The following is a 26105-nucleotide window of genomic DNA, read 5'->3' on the forward strand; positions in this document are numbered from 1 at the left end:
CCGCCACCACCAATGCCAGCTTGTTCCACCATTCCCATTCGCTCATTTTGAACCAAGCCATTTCGCTTTCTCCATTCGGTGTTCAGGCTACCTGAAAATATGCCTACCCGATTTTTCAGGCAGCCTTGCACATTCTTCACAAACAAGCAATTAAGTCTACCTGATAACCATGATTGTCTCCTAAGAACAGTTAAAGAATACAAGGCCAAGATGCGCAAACCAGCTCGCGCTCATTCAACAAAGGCTACCTGAAACCCATTTCAGGTAGCCTCTTATCAACTCAGCTTCGCCGCGTGTTCCCTGGTTTCATGGAACACAATATCCGGCCAGCGTTCCTGCGTCAGGTTCAAATTCACGCGGTTGGGCGCGAGATACGCCAGATTGCCGCCTGCGTCTATCGCCAGATTACCCGCATTGGCTTTTTCAAACTCCGCCAGCTTTTTCTTGTCTTCGCACGATACCCAGCGCGCCGACCAGATGGATGCGCTGTCGAACACGGCTTCTACGCCGTATTCGTTGGCCAGCCGCGAGGTAACGACTTCAAACTGCAACACGCCAACCGCGCCCAAAATCAAATCCGCGCCGCTCATCGGTTTGAAGACCTGTACCGCGCCTTCTTCGCCAAGCTGTTGTAAGCCTTTTTGCAGTTGCTTGATTTTCATCGGGTTTTTGATGCGGACGCTGCGGAACAGTTCGGGCGCGAAGAAGGGGATGCCGGTGAACGCCAGTTGTTCGCCTTCGGAAAAGCTGTCGCCGATTTGGATGTTGCCGTGGTTCGGGATGCCGATGATGTCGCCTGCGTAGGCTTCTTCCACCAGCTCGCGGTCGTGCGACATGAACGTGACCACGCTGGAGGTGGCTATTTCGCGGTTGATGCGCAGGTGTCTCATCTTCATGCCGCGTTCGAATTTGCCGGAGCAGACGCGCAAGAAGGCGATGCGGTCGCGGTGTTTCGGGTCCATATTGGCTTGGATTTTAAAGATAAATCCGGAGAATTTCGGCTCGTCCGGCTCGACCATACGCACGGTCGCGTCGCGCGGTTTCGGTGCGGGAGCCCAGTCAATCAATGAATTGAGGATTTCCTGAATACCGAAGTTGTTAATCGCCGAGCCGAAGAACACGGGTGTGAGGCTACCTGAAAGAAATTCGTCAAGATTAAACTCGTTGGAAGCAGCCTGCACTAATTCGATTTCGTCGCGCAACTGCTGGATTTCCAGCGGAAAGCGTTGTTCCAATTCGGGATTGTCTATGCCTTTGATGATGTCGAACTCGTGCGGCAGACGTTCGCCGCCGGCTTCAAAGAGATAGATTTCGTCGTTCAGGATGTGGTACACGCCCTTGAAGTTTTTGCCCATACCGATCGGCCAGGTTACTGGCGCGCAGCGGATTTTTAAAATATTTTCCACTTCGTCCAACAATTCCAAAGAATCGCGCACTTCGCGGTCATATTTGTTCATGAACGTGACAATCGGCGTATTGCGCAGGCGGCAGACGTTCAAGAGTTTGATGGTTTGCGCTTCCACGCCTTTTGCCGCGTCGATGACCATCAAGGCGCTGTCGACGGCGGTCAAAACGCGGTAGGTGTCTTCGGAGAAGTCTTGGTGTCCCGGCGTGTCCAAGAGGTTGACGGTGTGGTCTTTGTAGTCGAACTGCATCACGCTTGATGCCACGGAAATGCCGCGCTGCTTCTCGATTTCCATCCAGTCGGAGGTGGCGAATTTGCCGGTTTTCTTGCCTTTTACCGTACCCGCGCTCTGAATCGCACCTGAAAACAGCAGTAGCTTTTCGGTCAGCGTGGTTTTACCCGCGTCGGGGTGGGAGATGATGGCAAATGTGCGGCGGCGGCGCACTTGGTCTGGAATATTGGACATGGCGGAAAATCCGAATTGAAAACGGCGTATTTTAACATATTGCCGCGTAGGGAAAGGCTACCTGAAAGCATGAGCAATAATGAAGTTAAAAATCTATCCGCCCGATTTTTCAGGTAGCCTTCCCCTTGTATAATGCCACCTTTGTTTATTTTCCCGCCGTCTTGCCATGTCCGACCTATTCGCCCCCGCCGCGCTTTCTGTTTCCGAGCTCAACCATTTGGCCAAAAACCTGCTGGAAGACCAGCTTGCCGGGCTGTGGGTGGGCGGCGAAGTGTCGAATTTGGTGAAGGCGGCGAGCGGGCACTATTATTTTGTTTTAAAAGACCAACGCGCCCAGGTGCGCTGCACTTTGTTTAAGCATGCCGCCCGTTCGCTGGCCGCGCTGTTGCGCGAGGGCGAGGAAGTGGAGGTGTTGGGCAAAATCACGCTGTATGAGGCGCGCGGGGAGTTTCAGATTAATGTGCAGGAAGTGCGGCGCAAGGGGCTGGGGCAGCTGTTTGAGGCTTATGAGCGGCTGAAGCAGCGCCTGCAGGCGGAAGGGCTGTTCGCCGCAGAGCGCAAACGACCGCTGCCTACCGCGCCGCAGTGTATCGGCGTGGTCACCAGCCTAGCGGCGGCTGCATTGCGCGATGTGGTCACCACGTTGCGGCGGCGTGCGCCGGATGTGCGCGTGGTGGTGTATCCCACGGCGGTGCAGGGCGCGGGCAGCGAGTTTCAGGTAGCCTCGGCCATTGCGGCGGCGGCGGAACATGCGCAGGCAGATGTGCTGATTGTGTGCCGTGGCGGGGGCAGTATTGAGGATTTGTGGGCGTTTAACGAAGAAGCGGCGGTGCGCGCGGTGGCGGCCTGCCCGATTCCGGTGGTGAGCGGGGTGGGGCACGAAACCGATTTCACGCTCACGGATTTTGCCGCCGACGTGCGCGCACCCACGCCCACCGCCGCTGCTGAGCTGGCCAGCCCGAACCGTTTGGAGCAACTGGATAAAATGTGCCGCCTGCATAGCCATATGCGCCACACGCTGCAACGGCGCTGTACAGACGCGGCGCAACGGCTCGATTGGCATGCCGCGCAGTTGCGCCATCCGCGCCAGAAATGGCAGGAACAGCAGGCTGGCTTGTTGCGCAGCCGCCAAATGCTTGCCGACAATATGCTGCGCCACCTGCACCACAAACAGGAGCAGCTGACCTACTTGGTCGAACTATGTCGCCGCAGCCGGCCACAAGTGCAGACTGCTGTGCGGCAGCTACAAACACAGGCTATACAACTCAACCGCTACATGGCCGCACTCTTGGCACAAAAGCAGGCACAGTGCCAAAAGCAGGTGGGCATTTTGGATGCCCTCTCGCCACAACACACGTTGTCGCGCGGCTATAGCGTGATTACCGACCGTACGGGCAAAGTGGTGCGCGATGCGGGCAGACTGCACAGCGGGCAGGTGTTGCAGCTGCATTTCGAAACCGGCACGGCCAAGGCGCAGGTGTTGCCGCAGCGTACCGGGCAGCAGGATTTGTTTGATTAGCGCGTGCAAATATCGCTGCAGCAATTTTTTCCTGCGAGGTGGCACAAGCCAATGCAATCAAGAAACATCATCGCTGTAGTTATAGTTTTTCAGGTAGCCTCACTATAGGAAGGCTACCTGAAAAAGCAAAACGGCTTCTTTTGCGGAAGCCGTTTGTTGTTTGACCGATACGTTTATGTCACGGTAAAACCTTCTGCCGAGATGGCAGCTTTGAATGTTTCAAGGTCGAAGCCTTCGCCGTGTGTAATGACTACGCGGCCATTGTCATGATTAGCATTCACCATTCTCACACCCGCAACAGTTTCGCCCTTCAAAACCAAGCGATCCTCATCCGTTTTGTGCTTCATACCGGATACTTGAATCAACGTTTGTGGCATATTAACCTCTAAATATTAAGTTGATTGAAAACAAAGATCTGGCCATACTGCACTGTTTTTTACAATTATGCGGCCGTGTATCACAAAAATATTGTTCACACTTTGTTACGCGTTTCCCCCAACATCCTTGCTGCATCAAACAGGCAATGTATACATTTTGCCTAGGTAGCGGCAACTTGTCCAGCATTATTAAGGGGGGCCATATTCGTTGCTCGGTGTGTGGCAGCACACCCTAATGCTGCCAATGGCGCATTTGGTAAGATGTTGATGGATACGCAAAGTTGGATAACTATAGTGGATTAACTTTAAATCAGTAAGGCATTGGCTCGCTTTGCCGTTACGTGTGTACTATTTGTACTTGCCACCTTGTTCTGATTCTTGTTGGGTCACTATTATAAAGAGGTGGAAAAATGATCAGTATTTTTGACATGTTCAAAATCGGTATCGGCCCGTCCAGTTTGCATACCGTGGGACTGATGCGTGCTGGTATACTGTTTCGCAAACAGCTTATCAAACAGGGACTGCTGGATAAGATTGCTCGGTTTAGCGCCCATGTGTACGGCTCGCTCTCTTTCACTGGCAAAAACCACGGCATAGACCACACCATCATCGGCAGCCTGGCGGGCTACGAGCCGGATACAGTAGATACCACCGCCTCCCCCGAATTCATCGCGCAAGTATTGCACGGCGAAACCCTCACCGACATTGGCGGCCACTACACCCCGTTTGACTACGAACGCGACTTCATGTTCCATTCTTCCTTCCGCTACACGAAAACGGCATGCGCCTGGAAGCCTATGTCGGCGATGAGTTGGTGGCGCAGGAAGTGGTTTACTCCATCGGCGGCAGTTTTGTGATGACCGAAAAACAGTTTGCTGATAGCGGTAAGCAGTCCGCCCCTGTAAATGTGCTCTACCCATAACACCAATGCGGACGATCTCATCCGCTAGTGTGCCGAATACAAGCTCTCTCCGAATTGATATTTCGCAACGAATGCGCCCTGCGTCCGGAGCAGGAAGTATGCGACTATGTGTGCCAGACCATGAGTGACTATATCCGGCGCGGCCTGCATACCGAAGGTGTGCTGCCCGGCCTCATGCAGATACGCCGCCGAGCGCCGCTTTCACGCAAACAGTTTGAAAAAAACGGGCTGAACGATAAAGACCCGATGGCGGTGGTGGACTGGGTAAATATGGTGGCCTTTACCGTCAACGAAGAAAACGCAGCGGGCGGGCGGGTGGTTACCGCGCCCACCAACGGCGCCTGCGGCATCGTGCCCACTGTATTGGCCTACTACGACCACTTCATTTTCTACGCCGATGAAGAACACATCTTGCGTTATTTAATCACGGCCAGCGCCATCGGCAGCCTGTATAAAATGAATGCCTCCATTTCCGGCGCGGAAGTGGGCTGCCAGGGCGAAGTGGGCGTGGCCTGCTCCATGGCTGCTGCCGGACTGACCGAGATTCAGGGCTGCACTGTCGAACAAGTATGTGTTGCCGCCGAAATCGCCATGGAGCACCATCTTGGCCTCACTTGCGACCTGGTGGGTGGCCAAGTGCGGGTGCCGTGTATCGAGCGTAATGCCATTTCCTCCATCAAAGCCATCAACGCTTCACGCATGGCGCAGCAACGCACCACCGAGCCGGTGGTGTCGCTGGATGAGGTAATCAAAACCATGTATGAAACCGGCAAAGACATGAACCGGAAATGCCGCGAAACCTCCACCGGCGGCTTGGCCACGCATGTAGTGCATGTGCTGTGCTGAGATTTAATGCTGTTCAGTGCCAGAACGACAAGAAGGCTACCTGAAAAATTGTTTTTCAGGTAGCCTTTTGATTGCAGCCATAGCCAAAGTAGTTATCCCCTGCCAGGCAGCGGGCCGCAGACAGTATGGATAATGTGGCAAGGCAAGCCAATGCCGTAGGAACTTAAGTGCTTCGGCTATATGATATTAACGGTTTGGTCGCTGCCGGTCTTCTCCTAATTGCTGCCACCGTTTGCCATACACTTTTTTACTTGCTTGAAAAGTTTTGTTTTAATGTTTGCCCGAACGCCAGATAGACCAGATAATCCACAGGCTGTTGGCAAAGGCCAAGAGATAGCCGAGGAAGCCAACAAACGACAAGCCAAACAGCTTCGGGCCGATATTGCTGCTGAGCAGGATGGATGAGCCGATAATCAACGCCGCCGTTACCATGCCCATAGTCAGCCGGTTAGCGCTGTATTCCAAGTGCCGGTTCAAGCTGTCGAGGCGTTTCAAATCCAGGTTCACGTTTAGCCGGCCGCTTTGCAGATTGCGGTTGAGGCGCAGCAAGTTTTTGGGCAGTTCGCCCAGCATCTGCCCCAGCATACGGCTTTGCGTGCGGCTTCTGCGCCAAAGCTGCTGCGGTGAAAGGCGCTGACGGATAACTTTCTGCACAATCGGTTTGGCGTGCTCCAGCAGTTGGAAGCTGCCGTCCAGCCTTTTCACCACGCCTTCGAGGGTGAGTAGGGCTTTGAACAGCATCACCAAATCGCCCGGCAAGGCCAGCTCGTGCTCGCGCATGATGCGGGTTAAATCGTTAATTATCTGGCTAACGCGCAAATCGCGTACGGCGGTGTGTTCGTAGTCGAGCAGCATTTCCATCACGTCGGCGCCGAGCAGGTCTTCATCGGGAACATCGCCCTGCGCCCAGTTGCTCAGAATATATTGCACGGCAAACGGGTCGCGGTGGATAAGGGCTTCAATCAGCGCATTGATTTCCTGCCGACGCACCGGATTCAGGTAGCCTGTCATGCCGAAGTCGATCAGGCCGATGCGCAAATCGGGATAAATAAAGATATTGCCCGGGTGCGGATCAGCATGAAACAGGCCCTGCCCCAGTATCATATCGAGCAGCACGTCGGTGATGCGGCAGGCCAGAATATGCCGCTCTTCGGTGCCCAGCAATTCGATGTTGGTATCTTTCAGCAGGGTGGCAGCCACGTATTCCTGCACCAGCACCTGACGGTTGCTGTATTCGGGATATACCTTGGGAATGTGTACTGCCGGATGGTTGGCATACAATGCGGCAAACCGCTGCAAATGGCGCATTTCGGCTAGCAAATCAGTTTCCCTGGCTAGGCTTTTGGCAAAATATTGCACCATCTGCACCGGCTGATAGCGGCGGGTTTCCGGCATTTCCGATTCGGTGAGCTGCGCCAGATAGGTTAGAATACGCAAATCCGCCCGAATCAGCGGCTCGATATCCGGCCGGCGTACCTTTACCGCCACCTCGCTGCCATCGAACAACACTGCGCGGTGCACCTGCGCGATGGAGGCGCTGCCCAAAGGCTCGCTATCGATGTGCCGGAACACTTGCTCCAGCGGGCAGCCCAGCTGCTCGGTGAGCAAAGAGAGAATTGCCTCGAAGGGCAAGGGATTCGCACTGCTTTGCAAATGCTCGAATTCCTCAATCCATTCGGCGCTGAAAATATCAACCCGGGTGGCCAAAATCTGGCCGAGCTTGATAAAGGTCGGCCCCAGCTCCTCAAATGCCAGCCGGAAACGGTGCGCTGTGCTCGAACCATCGGCATCTTCCTGCGCCGGCTTGCCGCCGAGCCAAGCAGCGCGGTTCAGCTTAATCCGGCTGAGAAAGCCGCCCAAACCGTGCCGCGCGAGCGTGGCTACGATTTGACGCAAACGATTGATGTCGCCCAATGCGGGCAAGGCAGATCTAACCATACAGCCCCCTTGCGGAAACAGCATCCGCTCAAACAGGCACACAGCATAACACACGCGCCCGCCGGTGCGCACAAACCGCCCCTATAGTGCACCGACTGGCCAAACACATTGCCGTCCCTTGCCACACTATGCTATAACATGGGCAAAACAAGAAAGTTTCAGATTGATGAAGTGGATAAAACAAGCAACCCTCTGCGCCCTGGCCGCCCTGGCTTTCGGCCTCGCTCCCGCCGCATACGCCGCACCGGAAGGATTGGATAACGACGCACTCGAGCGCCTGATCCGCGAACGTACCAGCCATGGTGGCGGCAACAACGCTCCCGCACCCAGCCGGCAGTCTTCATCTTCCGGCAGACGCTCCTCCTCCGGCAGACAAGACGAAGCCGGCGACCTCATCATGAACGCCATGAGCCTCATCGGCCTCTCCTACCGCTTCGGCGGCAACTCCCCTACCCAAGGCCTCGATTGCAGCGGCTTCATGCAGTACATCTTCAAACGCAGCATGGGCATCACCCTGCCGCGCACTTCCGCCGAAATGGCCACCGTGGGCCAGCAGGTAGACCGTGCCAATCTCAAGCCTGGCGACATGGTGTTCTTTGGCGGCGGCGGCCGCGTGTCCCACGTCGGCATGTATATCGGCAATGACCGCTTCATCCACGCCCCGCGCACCGGTCGCGACATCGAAATCACCAGTATGAACGGCACCTACTGGAAAAACCGCTACATTACCGCCCGACGGGTAGACCGCTCCACCCGCTTCACCCGCTAAAGGCCTGCATCATGAATATGCCCGCCATGCCCAAATGGCACAGTGACGACGGCAGCATCGTATCGTGCACCGAAAAAGTGAAAGTGATGCAGGAAAACATGCAAGAACTCTACCAGCTCGCGCAAGATACCTTCGAAGACGCCCTATTGATGGGCTGCAGCGAAAAACAAGTGCGCGAATTCCTGCAAGATTTGGTACGCAGCGTGCATAACCCGTATAACTAATGCAGGCGGTATCTGCTGATTAAGGAAAGGCTACCTGAAACGCAAATGTGTTTTCAGGTAGCCTTTTTGCGATGGAGACGGAATAAATGAAAACAATACAAACGCATTTGGGTGAATGGAAAAGGTGCGGGAAGAAACAACGGACAGAGTTTCCCTGGTGGGGAAGTTTTTGGAGATGCCGGTGTCGGTTGAGCTTGGATCAGCTGGTGTTGAGTGGGTGGATTTTGATTTTATTCAAGACAAGGTATCCAAGTTGGCCCAAATGAAAGTGGCAGACTGAATTGTTTTTTGAACACATTGCCAGAAATAGCCCCGATTTATTGGATATGGCTGCAGAGGACGCAATTGGCGGATTGCCGGGATTGCGTTTCTTGTTCTGAAATTGCGTTTAGCGGCGGGGCGGAGAATTGGAGCATTGTTTATCGGGAAAGCGTGTTTCCGATTGCGGAGCCGTATGGGATTTTGGTGAATTATTTGGGGGGACGGTGTAGTAGGGGTTGAAGATATATCGGATGCGGAGGAGTGCTTGTGAGTAGTTTTGAGGCTGCCTGAAAATTGGCGGCCTGATATAAAACAGCACGGTATTAAATCGGGCATAACCGCTATATAATCTATACTATATAATTAAACTATTTCCACACACGCCGAAACCCATATGGATTTAACCAACCATTTCCTCATCGCCATGCCCGATATGCAGGATAATTTCTTTGCCGACAGCGTGGTGTATGTTTGCTCCTATTCCGCCGAAGGCTGCATGGGCGTGATCATCAACAAGCCTTCGCCGCTGCCGTTGCGGCAGATTCTGTCTGCCCAGCAGCACGCCGAGCCGCAGCATTTGTTTGACGACTATATCTTCTTGGGCGGCCCGGTGCAGGTGGACCGCGGGTTTGTGCTGCACAGCCCGGCGGGCAACTGGATGAGCAGCATCATCGTGGGAGACAACCTCGCCCTCACCTCCTCCGGCGATATTCTTCCCCACCTGCACGACGAACAAAGCGTGAAACAGGCCATGCTGTTTATGGGCTACACCGGCTGGAGCGCCGGCCAGCTCGAGCGCGAGCTGGCAGAAAACAGCTGGCTCACCGTGCCTGCCAGCGAACACATCATCTTCGGCATGCCGCACGAGCAGCGCTACCACGCCGCCATGTCGCTGCTTAATATTGCACCCGAACAACTCATCCGAACCGGCGGCCATGCTTAATATTCCACACGGTATCACGCTGGCCTTCGATTTCGGCGAAACCCGCATCGGCGTGGCGCAGGGCGACGCCGAAGTGGGCATTGCCCACCCGCTGGCCACCATCAGCGGCGAGGGCAACGACAAAAAATTTGCCGCCATTGCCGCCCTGGTGGCCGAATGGCGGCCGGTGCAATTCGTGGTGGGGCTGCCGCTTTCCACCGACGGCAGCGAACACGAAATGACCCGTTTGGCCCGCAAGTTCGGCCACCGCCTCAATGGCCGCTTCGGCCTGCCCGTGTATTGGGCAGACGAGCGGCTCACCTCGCTCTATGCCGCCGAACTCCTCAACCAAACCGGCCTGCGCGGCCGCAAACAAAAGCCCGTGCTCGACCAAGTGGCCGCGCAGGCGATTTTGCAGGGCTTCTTTGAAGGGGGCTGGGTGGAAGAGTTTCACGGTTGATCGCATGAAGGCTACCTGAAAACGGGAGTGAGGTTTCAGGTAGCCTTTTGGCAATGTGCAGGCAAATCTTTGGAGCTATATGCTGCCCGTTGCCATCTGGTTTGATCTATCCCCACTCAAATAATTAAGGATGAAAACATGAAACTAAAATTATGGCCAGCCATATTGGTGCTGTTGCCCGTGGTGGCTTTAGCCAAGCCTGCTCCGCGCGGCGAAGAAATCGTTTATTTCAGCGCGCCGCCGGCAGGTTTTGAAATCGGTTATCGGGCTTCGCAGGGCGGGCAGACGATTGTGGAGCTGGTGCCGAGAGGACAGACAGTGCAAAACTGGGAGCGGATGGTTACCCTGCAAACCTTCGCCGGCTACACCCGCTCGGTAAGTGATTTTCGCCGCGCGGTGTCGGACGGCTGGCGGCGCGCCTGCCCGAGCGGCAACACAATCAATCTGAGCGAGGGGCAGGAAAACGGCTATCCTTTCGCTTTTTGGCAAATGACCTGCGAGCGCAACCCGCAAAGCGGCAGGCCGGAATACACTTGGATAAAAGCGATGCGGGGCGAACGTGCGCTTTATGTGGAGCAATACGCTTTCCGCCACTTGCCGAGCCGGGCGGATCTGACCGATGCGGCCCGCCGCCTGCGCGGTATGTCGCTGTGCGATACGCGGCCGGGTAGGGCACGCCAGCATCCTTGCGGCCGTCGTTAGAAATGTGGGAAAGGCTACTTGAAAGCTCACTATATCCGCTTTCAGGTAGCCTTTAAGCTGAATGCTGCTGTATGCTTGTCGGGCAGGGAACTGTCTGTATGGCAAAGCTAAACTACGGTGATGTGGTAAGAGTTGGCTGAAGTTTTTCAGGTAGCCTGTGGGGGAAAGGGGCTACCTGAAAACATATGGGCTGCTTCTCGACAGTTCCGAAGCCAAACAGCAATCTGCCCCGATTACCCCGTTCCGTTATCATGCTTCCCGTTTGGATTTGCAGGTATGCGGAACCGCAACGACTGGGTGTGGAAACATTTTTACCGGTGGAAGCATTCAACAATTTGGCGTTCGACTGCCTTTGCTGCGGCGGCTTGAAAAAACAGGGCGGCGGGGTATAATCGCGCCCAATTAGTCGGGGTGCCGCCTTGGGCGGCTGAGAGGATACCCGTTGTACCTGATCCGGTTAGCACCGGCGTAGGGAACTATCAGGCAGAGGGCTGCGGGCGGCGTGTGCGGTTCAGGTTACTTTGCCCTCATCCGGAATGGATGGGCTTCTTCTCAGCTTTGCATTGTCCCTCGGCTTGGTATGCCGGGCTTTTTATGCGCGTTTGATATGCGGCTCGGTGAAGTGGTTTCTTAAATATCATAGAGGAAACAATTTGATGGAACAGCAGGCAGATAAACTTTCGGTTACCGCTTCGGCGGTGATTTGGTTTGGGGCGGCGGTGTCGGTGGCGGAAATCCTCACCGGCATGCTGTTTGCGCCGTTGGGTTGGCGCATGGGGCTTTTGGCGGTGGCGATTGGCCATGCGATCGGCGGGGTGCTGTTTTATCTGGCCGGGCTGATCGGGGCGCAAACGGGGCGCAGTGCGATGGAAACGGTGCAGCTTTCCTTCGGCCGGCGCGGCTCGCTGCTGTTTTCGGCGGCCAACGTGGTGCAGCTGGTGGGCTGGACGGCAATTATGATTTTCACCGGGGCGCAGGCTGCGGCGGCGCTCACGGCAGGCTGGAGCGGTGCGCAGATAGGCTGGAGCGTGATTATCGGTGCGCTGATTTTGCTGTGGCTGCGTATTGGGATGCGGAATTTCAGCAAAATCAATTTTGTGTCGATGGGGACGCTGTTTACACTGACGCTGTGGCTGAGTGTTCAGGTAGCCTCCGGCAAGCCGGCGGCAGCCGGGCAGGCAGATGCGGAGGCGATGAGTTTCGGGCTGGCGGTGGAGCTGGCGGCGGTGATGCCGCTGTCGTGGCTGCCGCTGGTGTCGGACTACACGCGCCGTGCAGCCAAGGCGCGGGCAGCCACGCTTTCGGCTACGCTGGCTTATTTCTGCACCAGCTCGTGGATGTATGCTATCGGGCTGGCGGCGGCACTGTTTGCCGGCCAGAGCGAAATCGCGCCGATGCTGCAATATGCCGGGCTGGGCGCGGCCGGGATTTTGGTGGTGGTGTTGTCCACGGTGAGCACGACGTTTTTGGATGCGTATTCGGCCGGGGTGAGCTTCCACAGCATCAGCAGCCGTTTTGGTGAAGTGGCGGTGGCGGCGGCAGTTACGCTGCTGGGCACGCTGCTGGCGCTGGTGTTTGATGTGAGCCGTTTTGAAGGGTTTCTGTATTTTATCGGCTCGGTGTTTGCGCCGATGATTGCGGTACAGATTGCGGATTATTTTGTGCTGAAACGCAAGCCGGCTTCGGGGGAAGTGGATTGGGTGAGCCTGGTCTTGTGGCTGGCGGGCTTTGTGTTTTACCGCCTGATGCTGCAATGGCAGCCGCCGCTGGGCACCACGCTGCCGGTGATTGCGGCCACGTTTGCGCTGACGCTGCTGGTGCGTAAGTTGCTGCCGGCGTCGGACGGGGCGGCAGTGCACGAAAGTTGAGTAGAACCAAGAGCAAAAGGCTACCTGAAAAATTTCAGGTAGCCTTTCGTTTTGTTGTAGATGGAGGAAAGTCTGTTCCCCACCATTTTTCAGGTAGCCGCTATCCGAAGGCTACCTGAAATTTTTGGCGGGTATCAGCCATTAAACACGGGCAGGATATTGGCGCGGCTGAGGATTTGGGCGGCTACGTTGGCCAGCCCGAAGAAGAACACCCAAGCCATCAGCCATTTCCCACCGTACACGCGGTAGCCTTTGCCTTCGCCGAATTTTTTGCGGCAGGCGTAGAGCAGCAGGGCGGGCACGAATGCGGTCCACACGGTGGCTGCGAAGCCGACGTAGCTGATGGCGAGCACGAAGCCGGTGGGGAACAGCAGGCAGGCAACGAGCGGGGGCAGGAAGGTGAGGGCGGCGGCTTTGCTGCGGCCGGCGCGGCTGGTGCCGAAGCCGAACAGGTCGGTGAGGTAGTCGAGCAGGCCGAGGGTTACGCCGAGGAAGGAGGAGGCGATGGCCATGTAGGAAAACAGTGAGAGCACGCGCACCAGCCCGCTGCCGGCCACTTGGGAGAGGGCGGTGAGCAGAGCGGCCACGTTGTCTTGCGCGGCAATCACGGGGCCGAATTGGCTGCGCGGCAGGTTGCCTTGCACGGCGAATTGCCAGAGGGCGTAGATCGCCAGCGCCACCAAGGTGCCGAGCCAGAGCGAGCGGGCCACTTTTTTGGCGTCGCCACGGAAGTAGTCGAATAGGCCGGACACGTTGCCGTGAAAACCGAAGGAGGCGAGGCAGACGGGCAGGGCGGTACCGAGGTAGATCCAGTAGCTGCCGTTTCCGCTGCTGGCAGTATCGAATAATACGGCGGGCTGGGCGGAAAGGAGCAGGCCGCCGTTGGCCCAGAGGAAGGTCATAATCATGCCGCCGATGAGGATGGTGGTGCCGCGGTCTACCCAGAAGGTGGACCACCATACGCAACCGGCGAAGATGAGGGCAAACACGATCTGCCCCACCCATAGCGGCGCTTGGAGGGCTTGGGCGGTGAGGTTACCGCCGGTGAAGATGTAGGCATAGGTGAGCAGATAGAGCACAAAGGCTACGGAGAGGCCGGTGATGATGCTCCAGCCGCGGCCGAGCAGGTCTTTAACGATGGTGTCGAAGTTGGCGCCGGGCGGGTAGTGGGTGGTGGCTTCGAGAATCATTAGGCCGCTGGAGAGCATGGAGAACCAGGTGTAGAGCAGCACGATGAGCGAACCGGCAAACCAGATGCCGGCGGTGGCGGTGGGGTTGGCGAGCATGCCGGCGCCGATTACGGTGCCGGCGATAATCATGGCGCCGCCGAGTACGGAGGGTTTTTGATTCATGGCGATGTGGGTATGGAGTGGGTTTTGGGTATGGTTAAAGCACTGAATTGCTTCCTGCTGCGTTGGCTTGCCTTGCTGTCTGTGGCTCACCGCCATGTAGGAACAAATCATTGCTTCTGCCACACCCTGGGGCAGGAAAATGAAACGGCCGCCCAAATCTGCAGCGGCCGGAGGCGAAATTATACAGGGCAGGGGCTTGGCTTGACTATATGATTTGCGATTTTTGTGAACCTGGTTTTTGGCATATTCTCACGTTATTGCTTATTTAATGGCGTTTAGTTTTTAATATGCAGTTTTGTTGTCATGTTGTTGCTTGGATGTTGTCTAGCAGGCAGATCATACTGTTTGAGCCAGAGGCTACCTGAAAATAAATTGTTAGCTTTGCAGAAACGGGCAAAGCTCGTTGGAACTTTGTTGAAGCCTTATGTTTTCAGGTAGCATGTGGCGTAGAACAAGTAACTTGCTGCTCACGTGGCAACTGTATTGGCTGTGTAATGCTGCATATGTTTCAACTAGAGAAAAAGGCTACCTGAAAATACCGGATAGGGTTTCAGGTAGCCTTTTCAATCAGGCAGGGCGTTTGGTTTAGAACAGAGCGTCAATCTCTTGCGAGGGTACTGCGCCGCCACCGCCGTTTTGCGGCTGTACCGGCTCTACCGCGGTTTCTTCCGGGATCACCGGATCGCCGCCTGCGGCTTGGATATCTTCGGCATCAGGAGTGGCGCCACGGTTGTCGATAGCCAGGCGCGGGCTGGTGCTCTGCTGCTCTTGCAGGAAGTATTCGCCGCCATTGCGGACAATCTTCGCGGGCATCGGCATGCCTTTTTGCGGTACTCCTTTGAGTGCGTAGCGCATGTATTCCACCCATACGGGCAGGGCGATCGTGCCGCCAAAGCCGGCGCGGCCCATGCTGCGCGGTTTGTCGAAACCGATATACACCACGCCCACCAAGTCGGGATTGAAACCGGCAAACCAGGCATCTTTGTTTTCGTTGGTGGTACCGGTTTTACCGGCAATATCACGTCGGCCCAGTGCGTTGGCGCGGGCACCGGTACCTCGGCGCACCACGTCTTGCATGATGGTATACATGATGTAGGCGTTGCGCGGATCAATAACCTGCGGCGCGCTTTCGCCGGCCACCAAAGGTTTCATCTGGGCATGCAGACGGCCTTGGTTATTTTCAATACGGTCAATCACATAGGGCGATACTTTATAGCCGCCGTTGGCAAATACGGCATAGGCCTGCGCCATTTGCAGCGGGGTAGCCACGCCACTACCCAAGGCCATAGACAGCGAATCGGGAACCTGGCGGGCATTGAAGCCGAAACGCTGTACGTATTGATGCACTTCGTGCACACCGAGTGCCATCACGATGCGGATAGAAACCATATTTTTAGACGCAGTAAGCGCCTGGCGTAGGGTGATGAAGCCAGAGTAGCGGCCATCAGAGTTTTTCGGACGCCACGGACGGCCGCCGCTACCCATGCCGGGCAATTCGATCGGGGCATCATTGATGGTGGTGGCGGCAGTCATCCCTTTGGCCAAAGCAGCGGAGTACACAAAGGGCTTGAAGGTAGATCCGGGCTGGCGCTCGGCCTGAGTGGCACGGTTGAAGCTCTTACTATGGAAGTCGAAACCGCCCACCAAGGCGCGGATGGCGCCAGTTTTGCTGTCTAATGCCACAAATGCGCCTTGCAGCTCGGGCATTTGGCTGATTTGCCAGCCGCGATCGAGTTTGCGCACGCGGATAACCGCACCGGGGCGGATGGCATTGTCTTTACCGTTGTTGATAGTACGCGCTACATAGTTGAGTGCATTGCCGCTGATTTTGATGCGGTTGCCGCCTTGTGTGTAGGCCTCTATCGAAGAGCGGTTGGCTTGCAACACCACAGCCGGTTGTAGACCGGCTACAGTGTAAACTGTATCCAGATATTGATCTAGGTTTTCATCCAAGGCGTCGGCTTCTATCGTTTTTAAATCGATAAATGCTTCTGCACCACGATAAGCACCCAGCCCGAAGCCTTTCAGGGCACGGCGCAGGGCTAGGGTGGCCACTCTTTGGCTTTCTGAGCTAACGGTGGTGTACACACGGAAGCCTTGAGTATAGGCATCTTCGCCGTATCGATCGTACATTTCTTGGCGAACCATTTCAGCTACATATAGAGAGTTTTGGTCAATCTCTACCTGTTGGCGTCGGTAATGCAATTCTTCAGCCAGCGCTTGGTCACGTTCCGCGGGCGTAATCATCTTTTCTTCAACCATATTGTTGAGAATATAACGCTGGCGCAAACGGGCACGTTCGGGGTTCACGATCGGGTTGAAAGAAGAAGGTGCTTTAGGCAGGCCGGCCAGGATGGTGGCTTCGGCCAAAGTCAGTTCTTTAACTGGCTTATTGAAGTAAATCTGCGAAGCGGCAGCAAAGCCGTAGGCACGCTGACCCAAGTAGATTTGGTTGAAATACAGCTCCAAAATCTGTTGTTTGCTTAGCGATTGCTCGATTTTGTAGGCCAATAATGCCTCATTGAACTTACGGCGGTAGCTGCGCTCGTTGGTGAGGTAAAAGTTGCGGGCTACCTGCTGGGTAATAGTACTGGCACCAGATTGCACACCGCCGGCACGGAAGTTGCCAATCAGAGCACGCGCCACGCCAGTAACGTCTACCCCCCAGTGTTGATAGAAGCGTTTATCTTCTGCAGCGATAACGGCATTGATCAATATCGGTGGGAATTCGTCGATTTTAGTAAACGCACGGCGCTCTTCGCCATACATACCGATGAGCTTGCCATCTGATGAATAAATAGTTAGCGGCATCCTGGGTTGATAATTTGTTACTATCTCTAAGCTGGGTAGTTTCGGGTAGGTTGCTAAAACTGCAATAGCCAGCAATCCGATACCGAACAAGGCTAGCCCCAATAATAATCCAAAGACAGTTTTAAATATTTTTCTAAACATAGTTACAAATTTTTCTATCAATAAGTACTTTGATTAAAGTAAACTATACCTTAATTTATGCAAGAAAACGCAAAACCTGATATAAATTTACCTGTGACCGTTCAATTGGTCTTTCAAAGGGAGACTTAAAGATGCGAATATTAAAAAAACCAAGAAAATCAAAACAAAAGACTAAAATATCTTTTGGCAGCAAAGGCTGTTTGGGCGTGGATATTACGCCAACCGCCATTAATATGGTACATCTTGTTGGCAGCGTTCCGGGTAATCTTCGGTTGGAAAATTACACCATCCAGCCCCTACCTAAAGGCGTTATTATAAACGGCAACATCGAAGATCATGACCAACTCGTGTCATATTTACAACAAGCTTACCAACAGCTCGGTAGTGGTTGCAAGAATGTAACAGCAGCCTTGCCGCAAGCTCTAACCAACATACAAACGATTACTTATGATGTTCGTAGTTCTGATTTGCCGATAGATGAGTTCGTTGAACTGGAAGCCAGCCAAACCATCGGCTCCGATAATCTGAGCTATGATTTCCAAGTTACTGCTGAATTGCAAAACGGTAATGTGCAGGAAATCGTGATGGCTGCCGCCAAGCGTGACGATGTGGATTTGCGCACAGACTTGTTCTCGGATGCTGATATTCCATTGACACAAATGGATGTGGATACTTTCGCTGTTGTAAATGCTTTCTCTGTTTGGATCGATCAATTCGCTCCCGATTTGGAACATCAAAAACTGGCTATCTTCCATGTAGATGAAGATCAGACCAAAGCTTTGATCCTCCAAAATGGCAATCTTGTTTATAAACAAGAAACCAATTTTGGCAACAAGCAGCTGACCCACAATATCCAGCGCCAATATAAATTGAGCGAGGATGATGCGTGGAGTATGCGTTTCAAAAGCAATAAGCCCGCAGATTTCCAAGGCGCAGTAGCTGATCACTTTAATAGTCAGCTTACTCAGGAAATCCAAAGGGTTCTGCAATTCTATTACACCACGGTTAGCAGTGATTACCAAGATAGCATTAAGCACATCTTGATTTCTGGATGTCCGTTTATGCAGCCTTTCGGTCTTGCAAAAAGCGTGTACGCTCAAACAAATATCTCTACTCAGCAAGTGGAGCCTATTGCTAGCACACGAGGCAGCAAACAAACCGAAACTTCGAAATTTAATTTGGAATCCGGGCAACTAACCGTTGCATTTGGATTGGCTGTAAGAGGATTGTAAAATGATTCCATTGATTCAACTGAATATGCTCCCTTATCGTGAGGAGCAGGATAAGCAGAAAAAAGCTCAGTTTACCAGGCTGATGGTATTTTCCGGTTTGATAGGAGTTGGTTTGTTGGTGTTTACCTATGTATCGCTTAGTGGCTTGATTTTGAACCAAGAGTCCCGCAATCAGCAGTTAACTGCTGGTATCGAGCAACTAGATATTCAAATCAAGGAAGTAGAAACCTTGGAAGCTGAGAAACGTGACTTCTTGGCTCGGAAAGCCAAAGTAGAAGAACTGGAAAATAAACGTTTTGAAGCGGCTAGGATGATTGATTCTCTGAATACTGTTGCACCTGAAGGTGTTTACCTTACAGGGATTAAGGCAAAAGATGTCAGTACTTATACCCTGTCGGGCAAAGCTACCAGCGATAGCAAAATTGCCGATCTCATGCGTGTGATCCCGAGTACCAATGTATTTGGTCAGCCCTCATTAGATCGCATCAATAAAGTAGAATCAGTGCAAGAATTTGAATTGACCGTAGCAGTTTCTGCTTCTGCACCGATGAATGGCGACTATGCGAATGTTGCTCCTATTGTAATGCCGTCAGAGTCTGCTTCTGCTGCCAGCGACGTTTCCGCATCAATACCTAATACACCTGTAGCGCCTGCGTCATCTGCTACAGCCACTTCCTCCCCTGCGAATTAATGGAAGGATGAAATCATGGCACAAAAAATTGACCTTAACACCCTATATAAACAGAACAAGCTGGTTCAGCTTGGGGCTGGTATTGTTATTGTTGTTCTTCTTTTAGTTGCGGGCTACTTTGTTTTGTTTAAAGAGCAGTGGGAAGAGTTTGAGGCCTTGCAGCAGAAAGAAGAGCAGTTGAAGCAGGACTATCAGAGTAAAGCTGATCAAGCGGCTAATCTGCCGGTTTTGAAAGATGAACTGGAAAAAATCCGAACTGCATTTAATGTGTTGCTGAAGCAGCTGCCAACTGATGCAGAAATTCCGAACCTGATTCAGGAGCTGCATCAAGCTGGGGCCAAAAACAGTATGCGGATGAATAGTGTGAAGCCTCTACCCCCGGTGGATCTTGATAACGTACAACAATTGCCTTATGAAATTTCCATTTCGGGAAATTATGATCAAATTGCACAATTTATACGTGATGTGGGCCGTCTGTCCCGTATCGTAACTTTGGATAAGATCAGTCTTGCTCCTGCAGATGCAAAAGATAGTAATGGCGTACTCACTTTGACTGCTAATGCTAATACCTATAAGGCGTTGGCGCAGAGTGAGGTGGCTGCTGCATCAGCTGCATCACAAGCTGAATGATAAGAATGGTTCTTTATAAAGGATTTTATAATGAAGAAAAATATACTAAGGTTCTTAGCTATTATTTTTTTGCTGACGGCCTGTTCTTTGGCAGAGGGTGATTTGCAGCAGTGGATGGATAACGCCCGGGCTGAAGCAAAAAATAAAGTTCGTCAACCTCAGATACCAACTATTTCAAAGTCGCCTGAGTATATCGATCCTGTTATTAATGGTTTGAATATATTTGATTCAAAGCGGCTTCGTGTGAATCAGCAATCAGGTATTAATGCTCCAAACCCCGATAGGCCAAAAGAGATTTTGGAGAACTTTAGTTTGGAAAGCTTGCGTTATGTGGGCTCTATTAAGCGGGGTGGACAGGTTTCTGCTTTTGTTGAAGCTGGTGGGCATACCTATACCGTACATGTTGGCAATTATCTCGGTCAAAACTACGGACAAATTACAGCTATTACGCCGGATAAGCTGATTTTATCGGAGGTAACTGAAGACAGCTATGGTGCATGGCAACGTCGAACAGCGGAGTTGGAACTGAACACAACTCCAGATGCTTCTAATCAATCAAAACCTAATTAAACTTATCAAGGGATTTACGCTATGAAAATCAAAAAACTGCAATATCTAACTGCTTTAGGTATGGGCTTGGCCATACAAGGCGTACTAGCTGGTAATATTACAGATATTAATGTCTCTGCTTTGCCAAATAATCAAAAAGTTATCAAAATCCATTTCGATCGGGATGTGTTGAAGCCTAGCGGTTTCATTACTACTACGCCTGCTCGTATTGCTTTGGATTTCCAAAATACCGGTGCTAATCTTAGCCAACCGGTACTTCAATATAATGACTCCTTGCTTAGTCAAATCGCAGTTGCTCAAGACGGCAATAAGACCCGTGTTTTGCTCAACTTAAACAGACCAGGGCAATACAATGCTGAAATCAAAGGTAACGAAGTTTGGATTTATCTGAACGAGTCTGGTCAAGCATCTTCTGCAGCTGCCAGAACTACTGCACCCAACAACCAGATTCAGCAAGAGTCTCTGGGTGTAACTGAGAGTAAGCCTGCCGCAGGACAAACTGCTCTTGGCAGCAATACTGCAAACGTAGCAGTTGATTTTCACAAAGGTGCAAATAATTCAGGTGTGATTGAAATTAATACCGCCGGCTATCGTGGCGCTCCTGAAATTAAACAGCGTTCAAATAACCTGGTTATTTTACTGAAAAATAACCAATTGCCGATTGCTGCGCAGCGCAATTTGGATGTGACCGATTTCAGCACACCGGTTCGGACTATCAGTTTGCGCCGTTTAGGTAACGATACTGAGATTACCATTAAAAATCAAGGCGGCTGGGAGCATAAAACCAGCCAGTCTGCTGGTCGGTATACTATTACCGTTTCTCCCAAATCTGTAGTGGCCGAAGATGGTATCAACCGTAATCGCAACCGTAACTTTACCGGCAAACGTGTTTCTTTAGATTTCCAAGACGTAGATGTGCGTACCATTCTGCAAATTTTAGCTAAAGAATCCAATATGAACATTGTGGCTAGTGACAGTGTTTCTGGCAAGATGACCTTGTCATTAAAAGATGTGCCTTGGGATCAGGCTTTGGACTTGGTAATGCAATCACGCGGGCTAGAGTCACGTCGTAACGGTAATATTATCCGTGTTGCTCCTGCTGATGAATTTCGAGAAATTGATCTTAAAGCTTTGGAAGGTGCTAAACGTATCGAAGAGCTTGGTCCGCTGGTGTCTCGTACATTTCAGTTGAAGTATAAAGATGTTAATGAATTCCGCAAAATTTTGAATATTAATGAGAATGGTGGATCCAATAACAGTAATAACAATAACTCTTTATTGAGCAGTCGTGGTTCTGCTGTTATTGATCCGGCTACTAATACTTTGATTATTAAAGATAATCAAAACGTTATTAAAGAGTTTGAGCGATTAATTGAACAGTTGGATGTTCCTGCCCGTCAAGTGATGATTGAGGCTCGTATTGTTGAAGCTAAAGATGGCTTCTCCCGTGCATTGGGTGTGAAATTTGGTTATGATCGTAAATTCGGTTCAACCCGAGTAGGTAGTGGTTTGGGTGGGGGCTCCAGCACCACCGGTAACATCTTTAACCTTGCTCCGAACGTGAATCTGCCGGCAGCATCTGCGACTTCTTCGCTGACCATTGTTCGTGCCTTGTCTTCCGGTGCACTTGGTTTGGAGTTGACTGCCATGCAGGAGCAAAACCGTGGCAAGATTATTTCTAGTCCGCGCGTGCTGACTCAAGACCGTAAAGAAGCAACCATTAAAGCTGGTCGGGAAATTCCTTACCAAGAAGCTTCTTCCAGTGGTGCTACCAGTACCAGCTTCAAAGAAGCTGTATTGGGATTGACCGTTACTCCGCAAATCACGCCTGATGGCAATGTGATTATGGATATCAAGCTGAATAAAGACTCTGTGGATCAGGGTTGTAGCGTATTAGGTACTCCATGTATCAGCACCAAAGAGCTGACTACCCGTGCCATGGTAGAAGATGGTGGCACTATTATCTTGGGTGGTATCTATGAGGAAGATAACTCCAATACTCAGTATAAAGTACCTTTGCTGGGTGATATTCCGCTCTTTGGCCCCTTGTTCCGTGGTACTAAGCGCAACAATGAGAAGAACGAATTACTGATCTTCATCACCCCGAGAATCATGGGTAGTGAAGGTAACGTTCTGCGCTACTAAGCCACACTTCACCGATTGATTCGGTTACAATGCCTGCCATGGATACCATGGCAGGCAATATTTTTTTCATCGGATTGATGGGTGCGGGTAAGACCACGCATGGGAAGCAGTTGGCAGCGTTGCTGCAACGCGATTTTATCGATAGCGACCAACTGATTTGCCAACGCACTGGCGTTTCTATCCCCACTATTTTCGAGCTGGAAGGGGATAGTGGTTTTCGTAAGCGCGAAGCTGCCATTATTGACGAACTTACCCGCCGCCATCCCATCGTCCTTGCCACAGGTGGTGGAGCTGTCTTGTCTCCCGACAATCGCCGTTGTCTGCATACGCGCGGCACAGTGATCTATTTGCACGCCACCCCAGAAATTCTATACCGGCGCATCCAATACGACAAAAACCGCCCCCTGTTGCAGGTAGCCGACCCACTCGACAAGCTGCAAACATCCTACCAACAGCGCGACCCGCTCTACCGCGAAACCGCCCACCTCATTTTCAATATTCCGCCGCAACACTCCTGCCCGCGAATCACCAAGCAACTGTTGCAGCTGATTCAACAATATAGCCAAGAAAACCGATGATGCAAACTCTGCACGTCCATACCCCCGGCCACAGCTACCCCATCCACATCGGCTTTCGCCTGCTTGATAATCTGGCCGAACACATCCGCCCACACATTAGCAGCAAAGCCGCCATCATCAGCAACCAGACCGTTGCCCCGCTCTACCTTGCTTCTATTGAAGCCGCCTGCCGACAACTCGGCATCAGTACCTGCAGCATCATCCTGCCCGACGGCGAACAATACAAAAATAACGAATCCCTCCAGCAAATCTACACTGGATTGTTGCAGCACCATGCCGACCGCCGTACCACCATCCTCGCTCTCGGCGGCGGCGTAATCGGCGACCTTGCCGGTTTTGCTGCCGCTACCTACCAGCGCGGCATCCCCTTCATTCAAATTCCCACCACCCTGCTCAGCCAAGTCGATTCATCCGTGGGTGGGAAAACCGGTATCAACCATTCCCTCGGCAAAAACATGATCGGCGCGTTTTACCAGCCCCAAGCCGTCATTGCCGATACTGCCACCCTACAAACCCTTCCTCCGCGCGAATTTTCCGGTGGCTTGGCCGAAGTCATCAAATACGCCCTGCTCAGAGACATTGATTTTCTCGCCCGACTCGAACAAACCATGCCCAGCATTATGCAGCAAGAGCAAACCGCTCTCGCTGATACCATCCGCCACTGCTGCCAAATGAAGGCGCACATCGTTGAGCAGGACGAAAAAGAACAGGGCATCCGAGCCCTGCTCAACCTCGGCCACACCTTTGGCCATGCCATCGAAACCCAAATGGGCTATGGCAACTGGTTGCATGGCGAAGCTGTGGCTGCCGGCATGGTGCTTGCTGCGCGACTTTCCGAGCATAAAGGCTACCTGAAAACCGCCGACACCGAACGCATCATCCGCCTGCTGCAAGCCGCACGATTGCCCGTTGCACCGCCGGAGTTTGTGATTGATACCTGGCTTGCCCACATGCAGCATGACAAAAAAAATCAAGCCGGCCAAATCCGTCTTGTTATTCTCAAACAGCTCGGCCAAGCTGCAGTGGAAGCTGGCTTCAGCCGTGAAGACATGGCAGCCTTGCTGCAAAGCATCTGATTGCCCATTGCAAGCGAGTTGGCTAATTTATCAAGTTGGTACAGCAATACAGGCCGATGCCATATCGGGAATAAAAATCTTAGTTTTGCAGAAACTCGCCTTTTTGTGGAAATCTTACTTTCAGGTAGCCTCTCATACAGCAGGCTACCTGAAAATTATTTTGGCTGTTGGGCATGGTTTAAGTTTAAGGTTTGCTGAAAAATAAGGCTTTGTCTTTGGTAATAATCCAGAGGATCAATATAAGCAGCAAACCAGTTTGGATGATTTTGCTATCGGGATGAGTGGCAAAAATTTCGTTGCCGAGGTTGGCAGATAGGTGGAACAACACAGCAATCAGGATACTGCGGCCGCTTTTCAGATACAGCCAGTTGGAAAGCAACACGAATACAATCATGCTGAACACAAAATTGGCGGTATATAGCGCGCCTTCAGCTACTACTTGGCTATGGTAGTAGCCTTGAATAAAGGCCAGCGGCAGATGCCACAGCGCCCAATATATGGTAAAGATCATGGAGGCGGCGAACATACTGAATCGGCTCAATAGCGCATCGGTGCCATAGCTGTGCCAGGCCAGCTCTTCAATGATGGCAGCAGAAATGAGGAGGAACCACGGCGAGACCATAGCTGAGCTAAATGAGGGGTTGCCGGAGATGTGGAATTGCGCCATGCTGTGGCCAAACAGCAAGGAGATAAATTGTGCCAATATCAAAGTAAACGGCAGGAGCAGAAGGGTGCACAGCAGATAGCGTTTGGGAAAACCGCCCAGCTTCAGCAGCCGGTTGGCAGCATCGGCACGCAAGCTGGGGTTGCTTCGCAGCAGCCATAATGCCAGCAACATCGGCGATACCAGCCCAATTATGCTTAAGCCGATTTGTATATACTTCATAGCCTTCGAAGGCTGATGATGGCTGATGTAGGCGGCGACGAACCACATCAGCCAGGGAAGAAGCAGGGAAAGGGAGAAGAAGGTGAGGGGGTGGTAGGTTTGTCGCATGATAGTTTGGTATTTGCTATGCTGGAAAAGTTTTCAGGTAGCCTGTCTCAGAACAAAAGGCTACCTGAAAAACAAAATAGCGGCTTGAAAAATTGTCTGCTTGCCGTTACCCGTTTCAGGTAGCCCTCTGCTTGGTTTGGGGCTACCTGAAAGCGTAAGTTTCAACGAAGTTAAAACCGTTCGCCGTTTAAAACGTGTAGCCAGTTTGCAGTTCTTCGTCGCCCACCAGCTCGAGCAAGAGTGTGTAGAGTGGGGCGAGTTCGCGGTAGCGGCGGGCGGTGCGGCGCAGGTAGTTGAGGAAGCGGGGGATTTCGGGGCGGTATTTGCCTTTGCCGTCGCGGTGCCACAGGCGGGCGAAAATGCCGGCCACTTTCAAGTGCCGCTGCACGCCCATCCATTCGAAATCGCGGTAGAAACTGTCGAAATCGGCAGGTACGGGCAGGCTGGAGGCACGGGCTTTTTCCCAGTAGCGCACGGCCAGGTCGATCACAAACTCTTCTTCCCATTCGATAAATGCGTCGCGCAGGAGGGAGACCAGGTCGTAAGTAATCGGGCCGTAGAGCGTGTCTTGGAAATCCAGCACGCCGGGGCGGCCCGGGGTGAGCATCAGGTTGCGTACGATGAAATCGCGATGCACATACACTTGCGGCTGGGCGGTAAGCATGGGCAGGAGGGTGTCGAGCGTTTGCCGCCACAGCTGTTGCTGTTTGAAGTTCAAGCTTTTGCCCAGCTCTTTGGCCATAAACCAATCGGGGAACAGCTGCATTTCCCGCCGCATCACGGCTTCGTCGTATTCGGGCAGCACGCCGGGGTGGCTGGATTTTTGCAGTTCGATCAGTGTGTCGAGCGCATCTAAAAGCAGGGCGCGTTGCACTTCGGGACGGGTGTCGTGTTCCAGTGCGGCCAAGTAGGGCACTTTGCCGAAGTCTTCCAAGGCGGCGAAACCGTGTTCGATATCGTGATGGAACACTTGCGGCACGTGCACAGCGGCAAAAATCTCGCGCACGCGCAAATAAGGCTCGATGCTCATTTTGTCGGGCGGTGCGTCCATGCAGACCACGCTCTCGCCGTTTTCGAATACGGCGCGGAAATAGCGGCGGAAATCGGCATCCGCTGCAGCGAAGGAAAGGGTGAAACTCCGCTGCGGATAACGTTTCTGCAGCCAGTTTTGCAATTCTTTTTCTCGTTCCATGATGTTTTTCGGGT

23 protein-coding genes, 1 pseudogene and 1 riboswitch are annotated in these 26105 nt (G+C 52.7%); of the genes and pseudogenes, 17 read left to right on the forward strand and 7 right to left on the reverse strand.

The genetic code is table 11. The annotated features are described in order from the left end of the window. Positions 1–275: 275 nt before the first annotated feature. Positions 276–1871 carry a peptide chain release factor 3 gene (locus tag A7Q03_RS00005; RefSeq protein ID WP_067446140.1) on the reverse strand — a complete coding sequence of 532 codons (1596 nt, stop codon included), beginning with the start codon at positions 1869–1871 and terminating at the stop codon, positions 276–278. 166 nt (positions 1872–2037) lie between these two features. Between A7Q03_RS00005 and xseA the strand changes: the two genes are divergently transcribed. After that, positions 2038–3390: an exodeoxyribonuclease VII large subunit gene (xseA, locus tag A7Q03_RS00010; protein WP_067446142.1), complete on the forward strand. Its 1353-nt coding sequence runs from the start codon at positions 2038–2040 to the stop codon at positions 3388–3390. A gap of 173 nt (positions 3391–3563) precedes the next feature. Here xseA and A7Q03_RS00015 read toward each other — a convergent pair whose 3' ends face one another. After that, positions 3564–3737, reverse strand: coding sequence for a hypothetical protein (locus A7Q03_RS00015; protein ID WP_345840829.1), 174 nt, complete (start codon positions 3735–3737; stop codon positions 3564–3566). Positions 3738–4243: 506 nt separating this feature from the next. On the opposite strand from A7Q03_RS00015, the pseudogene A7Q03_RS10790 reads away from it, so the two are divergent. Further along, positions 4244–4689 (forward strand): annotated as a pseudogene (locus A7Q03_RS10790) (serine dehydratase beta chain). A 54-nt stretch (positions 4690–4743) separates the two neighbouring features. Next, a complete protein-coding gene (locus A7Q03_RS10795; protein ID WP_304438732.1) occupies positions 4744–5535 on the forward strand; it encodes an L-serine ammonia-lyase in 792 nt (263 codons plus the stop codon). A 270-nt stretch (positions 5536–5805) separates the two neighbouring features. On the opposite strand, the gene A7Q03_RS00025 is transcribed toward A7Q03_RS10795, so the two are convergent. Next, a complete protein-coding gene (locus A7Q03_RS00025) occupies positions 5806–7473 on the reverse strand; it encodes an AarF/ABC1/UbiB kinase family protein (RefSeq protein WP_067446146.1) in 1668 nt (555 codons plus the stop codon). 166 nt (positions 7474–7639) lie between these two features. Here A7Q03_RS00025 and A7Q03_RS00030 point away from each other — a divergent pair, with 166 nt between their 5' ends. The 7 genes from A7Q03_RS00030 to cytX all read left to right on the forward strand — a co-directional run bounded on the left by A7Q03_RS00030 (position 7640) and on the right by cytX (position 12679). Beyond that, positions 7640–8242 carry a C40 family peptidase gene (locus A7Q03_RS00030; RefSeq protein ID WP_067446150.1) on the forward strand — a complete coding sequence of 201 codons (603 nt, stop codon included), beginning with the start codon at positions 7640–7642 and terminating at the stop codon, positions 8240–8242. An 11-nt stretch (positions 8243–8253) separates the two neighbouring features. After that, on the forward strand, positions 8254–8466 hold the full coding sequence (locus A7Q03_RS00035; protein WP_067446154.1) for a hypothetical protein: 213 nt from the start codon (positions 8254–8256) through the stop codon (positions 8464–8466). A 115-nt stretch (positions 8467–8581) separates the two neighbouring features. Beyond that, positions 8582–8746, forward strand: coding sequence for a hypothetical protein (locus A7Q03_RS10000; protein WP_156496181.1), 165 nt, complete (start codon positions 8582–8584; stop codon positions 8744–8746). 375 nt (positions 8747–9121) lie between these two features. Beyond that, positions 9122–9670 (forward strand): YqgE/AlgH family protein, encoded by a 549-nt coding sequence (locus tag A7Q03_RS00040; RefSeq protein WP_067446155.1) that lies wholly within the window; start codon positions 9122–9124, stop codon positions 9668–9670. Further along, entirely contained in the window at positions 9663–10109 is a 447-nt protein-coding gene (gene ruvX / locus A7Q03_RS00045; protein WP_067446158.1) for a Holliday junction resolvase RuvX, read from the forward strand. The genes A7Q03_RS00040 and ruvX overlap by 8 nt, the downstream gene beginning before the upstream one ends. A 138-nt stretch (positions 10110–10247) precedes the next feature. Beyond that, on the forward strand, positions 10248–10811 hold the full coding sequence (locus tag A7Q03_RS00050; RefSeq protein WP_082880627.1) for a hypothetical protein: 564 nt from the start codon (positions 10248–10250) through the stop codon (positions 10809–10811). A 397-nt stretch (positions 10812–11208) separates the two neighbouring features. Beyond that, positions 11209–11303: riboswitch (TPP riboswitch) on the forward strand. A gap of 164 nt (positions 11304–11467) precedes the next feature. Beyond that, positions 11468–12679, forward strand: a complete 1212-nt coding sequence (cytX, locus tag A7Q03_RS00055; protein ID WP_067446167.1) for a putative hydroxymethylpyrimidine transporter CytX — start codon at positions 11468–11470, stop codon at positions 12677–12679. 134 nt (positions 12680–12813) lie between these two features. On the opposite strand, the gene A7Q03_RS00060 is transcribed toward cytX, so the two are convergent. Together A7Q03_RS00060 and A7Q03_RS00065 are read right to left on the reverse strand one after the other, a co-directional pair. After that, a complete protein-coding gene (locus A7Q03_RS00060; RefSeq protein ID WP_067447308.1) occupies positions 12814–14031 on the reverse strand; it encodes an aromatic amino acid transporter in 1218 nt (405 codons plus the stop codon). 585 nt (positions 14032–14616) lie between these two features. Next, on the reverse strand, positions 14617–16983 hold the full coding sequence (locus A7Q03_RS00065; RefSeq protein ID WP_067446168.1) for a penicillin-binding protein 1A: 2367 nt from the start codon (positions 16981–16983) through the stop codon (positions 14617–14619). 131 nt (positions 16984–17114) lie between these two features. Here A7Q03_RS00065 and pilM point away from each other — a divergent pair, with 131 nt between their 5' ends. The 7 genes from pilM to aroB are packed head-to-tail and all read left to right on the forward strand — an operon-like array spanning position 17115 to position 23905. Further along, on the forward strand, positions 17115–18215 hold the full coding sequence (gene pilM, locus A7Q03_RS00070; protein ID WP_067438439.1) for a type IV pilus biogenesis protein PilM: 1101 nt from the start codon (positions 17115–17117) through the stop codon (positions 18213–18215). 1 nt (position 18216) lies between these two features. Continuing rightward, the gene (locus A7Q03_RS00075; protein WP_067446171.1) at positions 18217–18906 is read left to right on the forward strand and encodes a PilN domain-containing protein; all 690 of its coding nucleotides are present in this window, start codon (positions 18217–18219) and stop codon (positions 18904–18906) included. A gap of 15 nt (positions 18907–18921) precedes the next feature. After that, on the forward strand, positions 18922–19536 hold the full coding sequence (locus tag A7Q03_RS00080; RefSeq protein ID WP_067446176.1) for a type 4a pilus biogenesis protein PilO: 615 nt from the start codon (positions 18922–18924) through the stop codon (positions 19534–19536). Positions 19537–19566: 30 nt separating this feature from the next. Then, positions 19567–20106 (forward strand): pilus assembly protein PilP, encoded by a 540-nt coding sequence (locus A7Q03_RS00085; RefSeq protein WP_067446180.1) that lies wholly within the window; start codon positions 19567–19569, stop codon positions 20104–20106. Between the two features lie 21 nt (positions 20107–20127). Then, positions 20128–22251 (forward strand): type IV pilus secretin family protein, encoded by a 2124-nt coding sequence (gene pilQ, locus A7Q03_RS00090; RefSeq protein ID WP_193563047.1) that lies wholly within the window; start codon positions 20128–20130, stop codon positions 22249–22251. Positions 22252–22280: 29 nt separating this feature from the next. After that, on the forward strand, positions 22281–22829 hold the full coding sequence (locus tag A7Q03_RS00095) for a shikimate kinase (RefSeq protein WP_067446183.1): 549 nt from the start codon (positions 22281–22283) through the stop codon (positions 22827–22829). Further along, positions 22829–23905: a 3-dehydroquinate synthase gene (gene aroB / locus A7Q03_RS00100; RefSeq protein WP_067446185.1), complete on the forward strand. Its 1077-nt coding sequence runs from the start codon at positions 22829–22831 to the stop codon at positions 23903–23905. Before A7Q03_RS00095 ends, aroB begins: the two co-directional genes overlap by 1 nt. Before the next feature lie 184 nt (positions 23906–24089). On the opposite strand, the gene A7Q03_RS00105 is transcribed toward aroB, so the two are convergent. Further along, the gene (locus tag A7Q03_RS00105; RefSeq protein WP_067446187.1) at positions 24090–24899 is read right to left on the reverse strand and encodes a CPBP family intramembrane glutamic endopeptidase; all 810 of its coding nucleotides are present in this window, start codon (positions 24897–24899) and stop codon (positions 24090–24092) included. Positions 24900–25086: 187 nt separating this feature from the next. Then, positions 25087–26091, reverse strand: coding sequence for an N-acetylmuramate/N-acetylglucosamine kinase AmgK (gene amgK, locus A7Q03_RS00110; RefSeq protein ID WP_067446192.1), 1005 nt, complete (start codon positions 26089–26091; stop codon positions 25087–25089). Positions 26092–26105: the final 14 nt, after the last annotated feature.

This window comes from Eikenella sp. NML99-0057 (assembly GCF_001648535.1).
Taxonomy (GTDB): domain Bacteria; phylum Pseudomonadota; class Gammaproteobacteria; order Burkholderiales; family Neisseriaceae; genus Eikenella; species Eikenella exigua.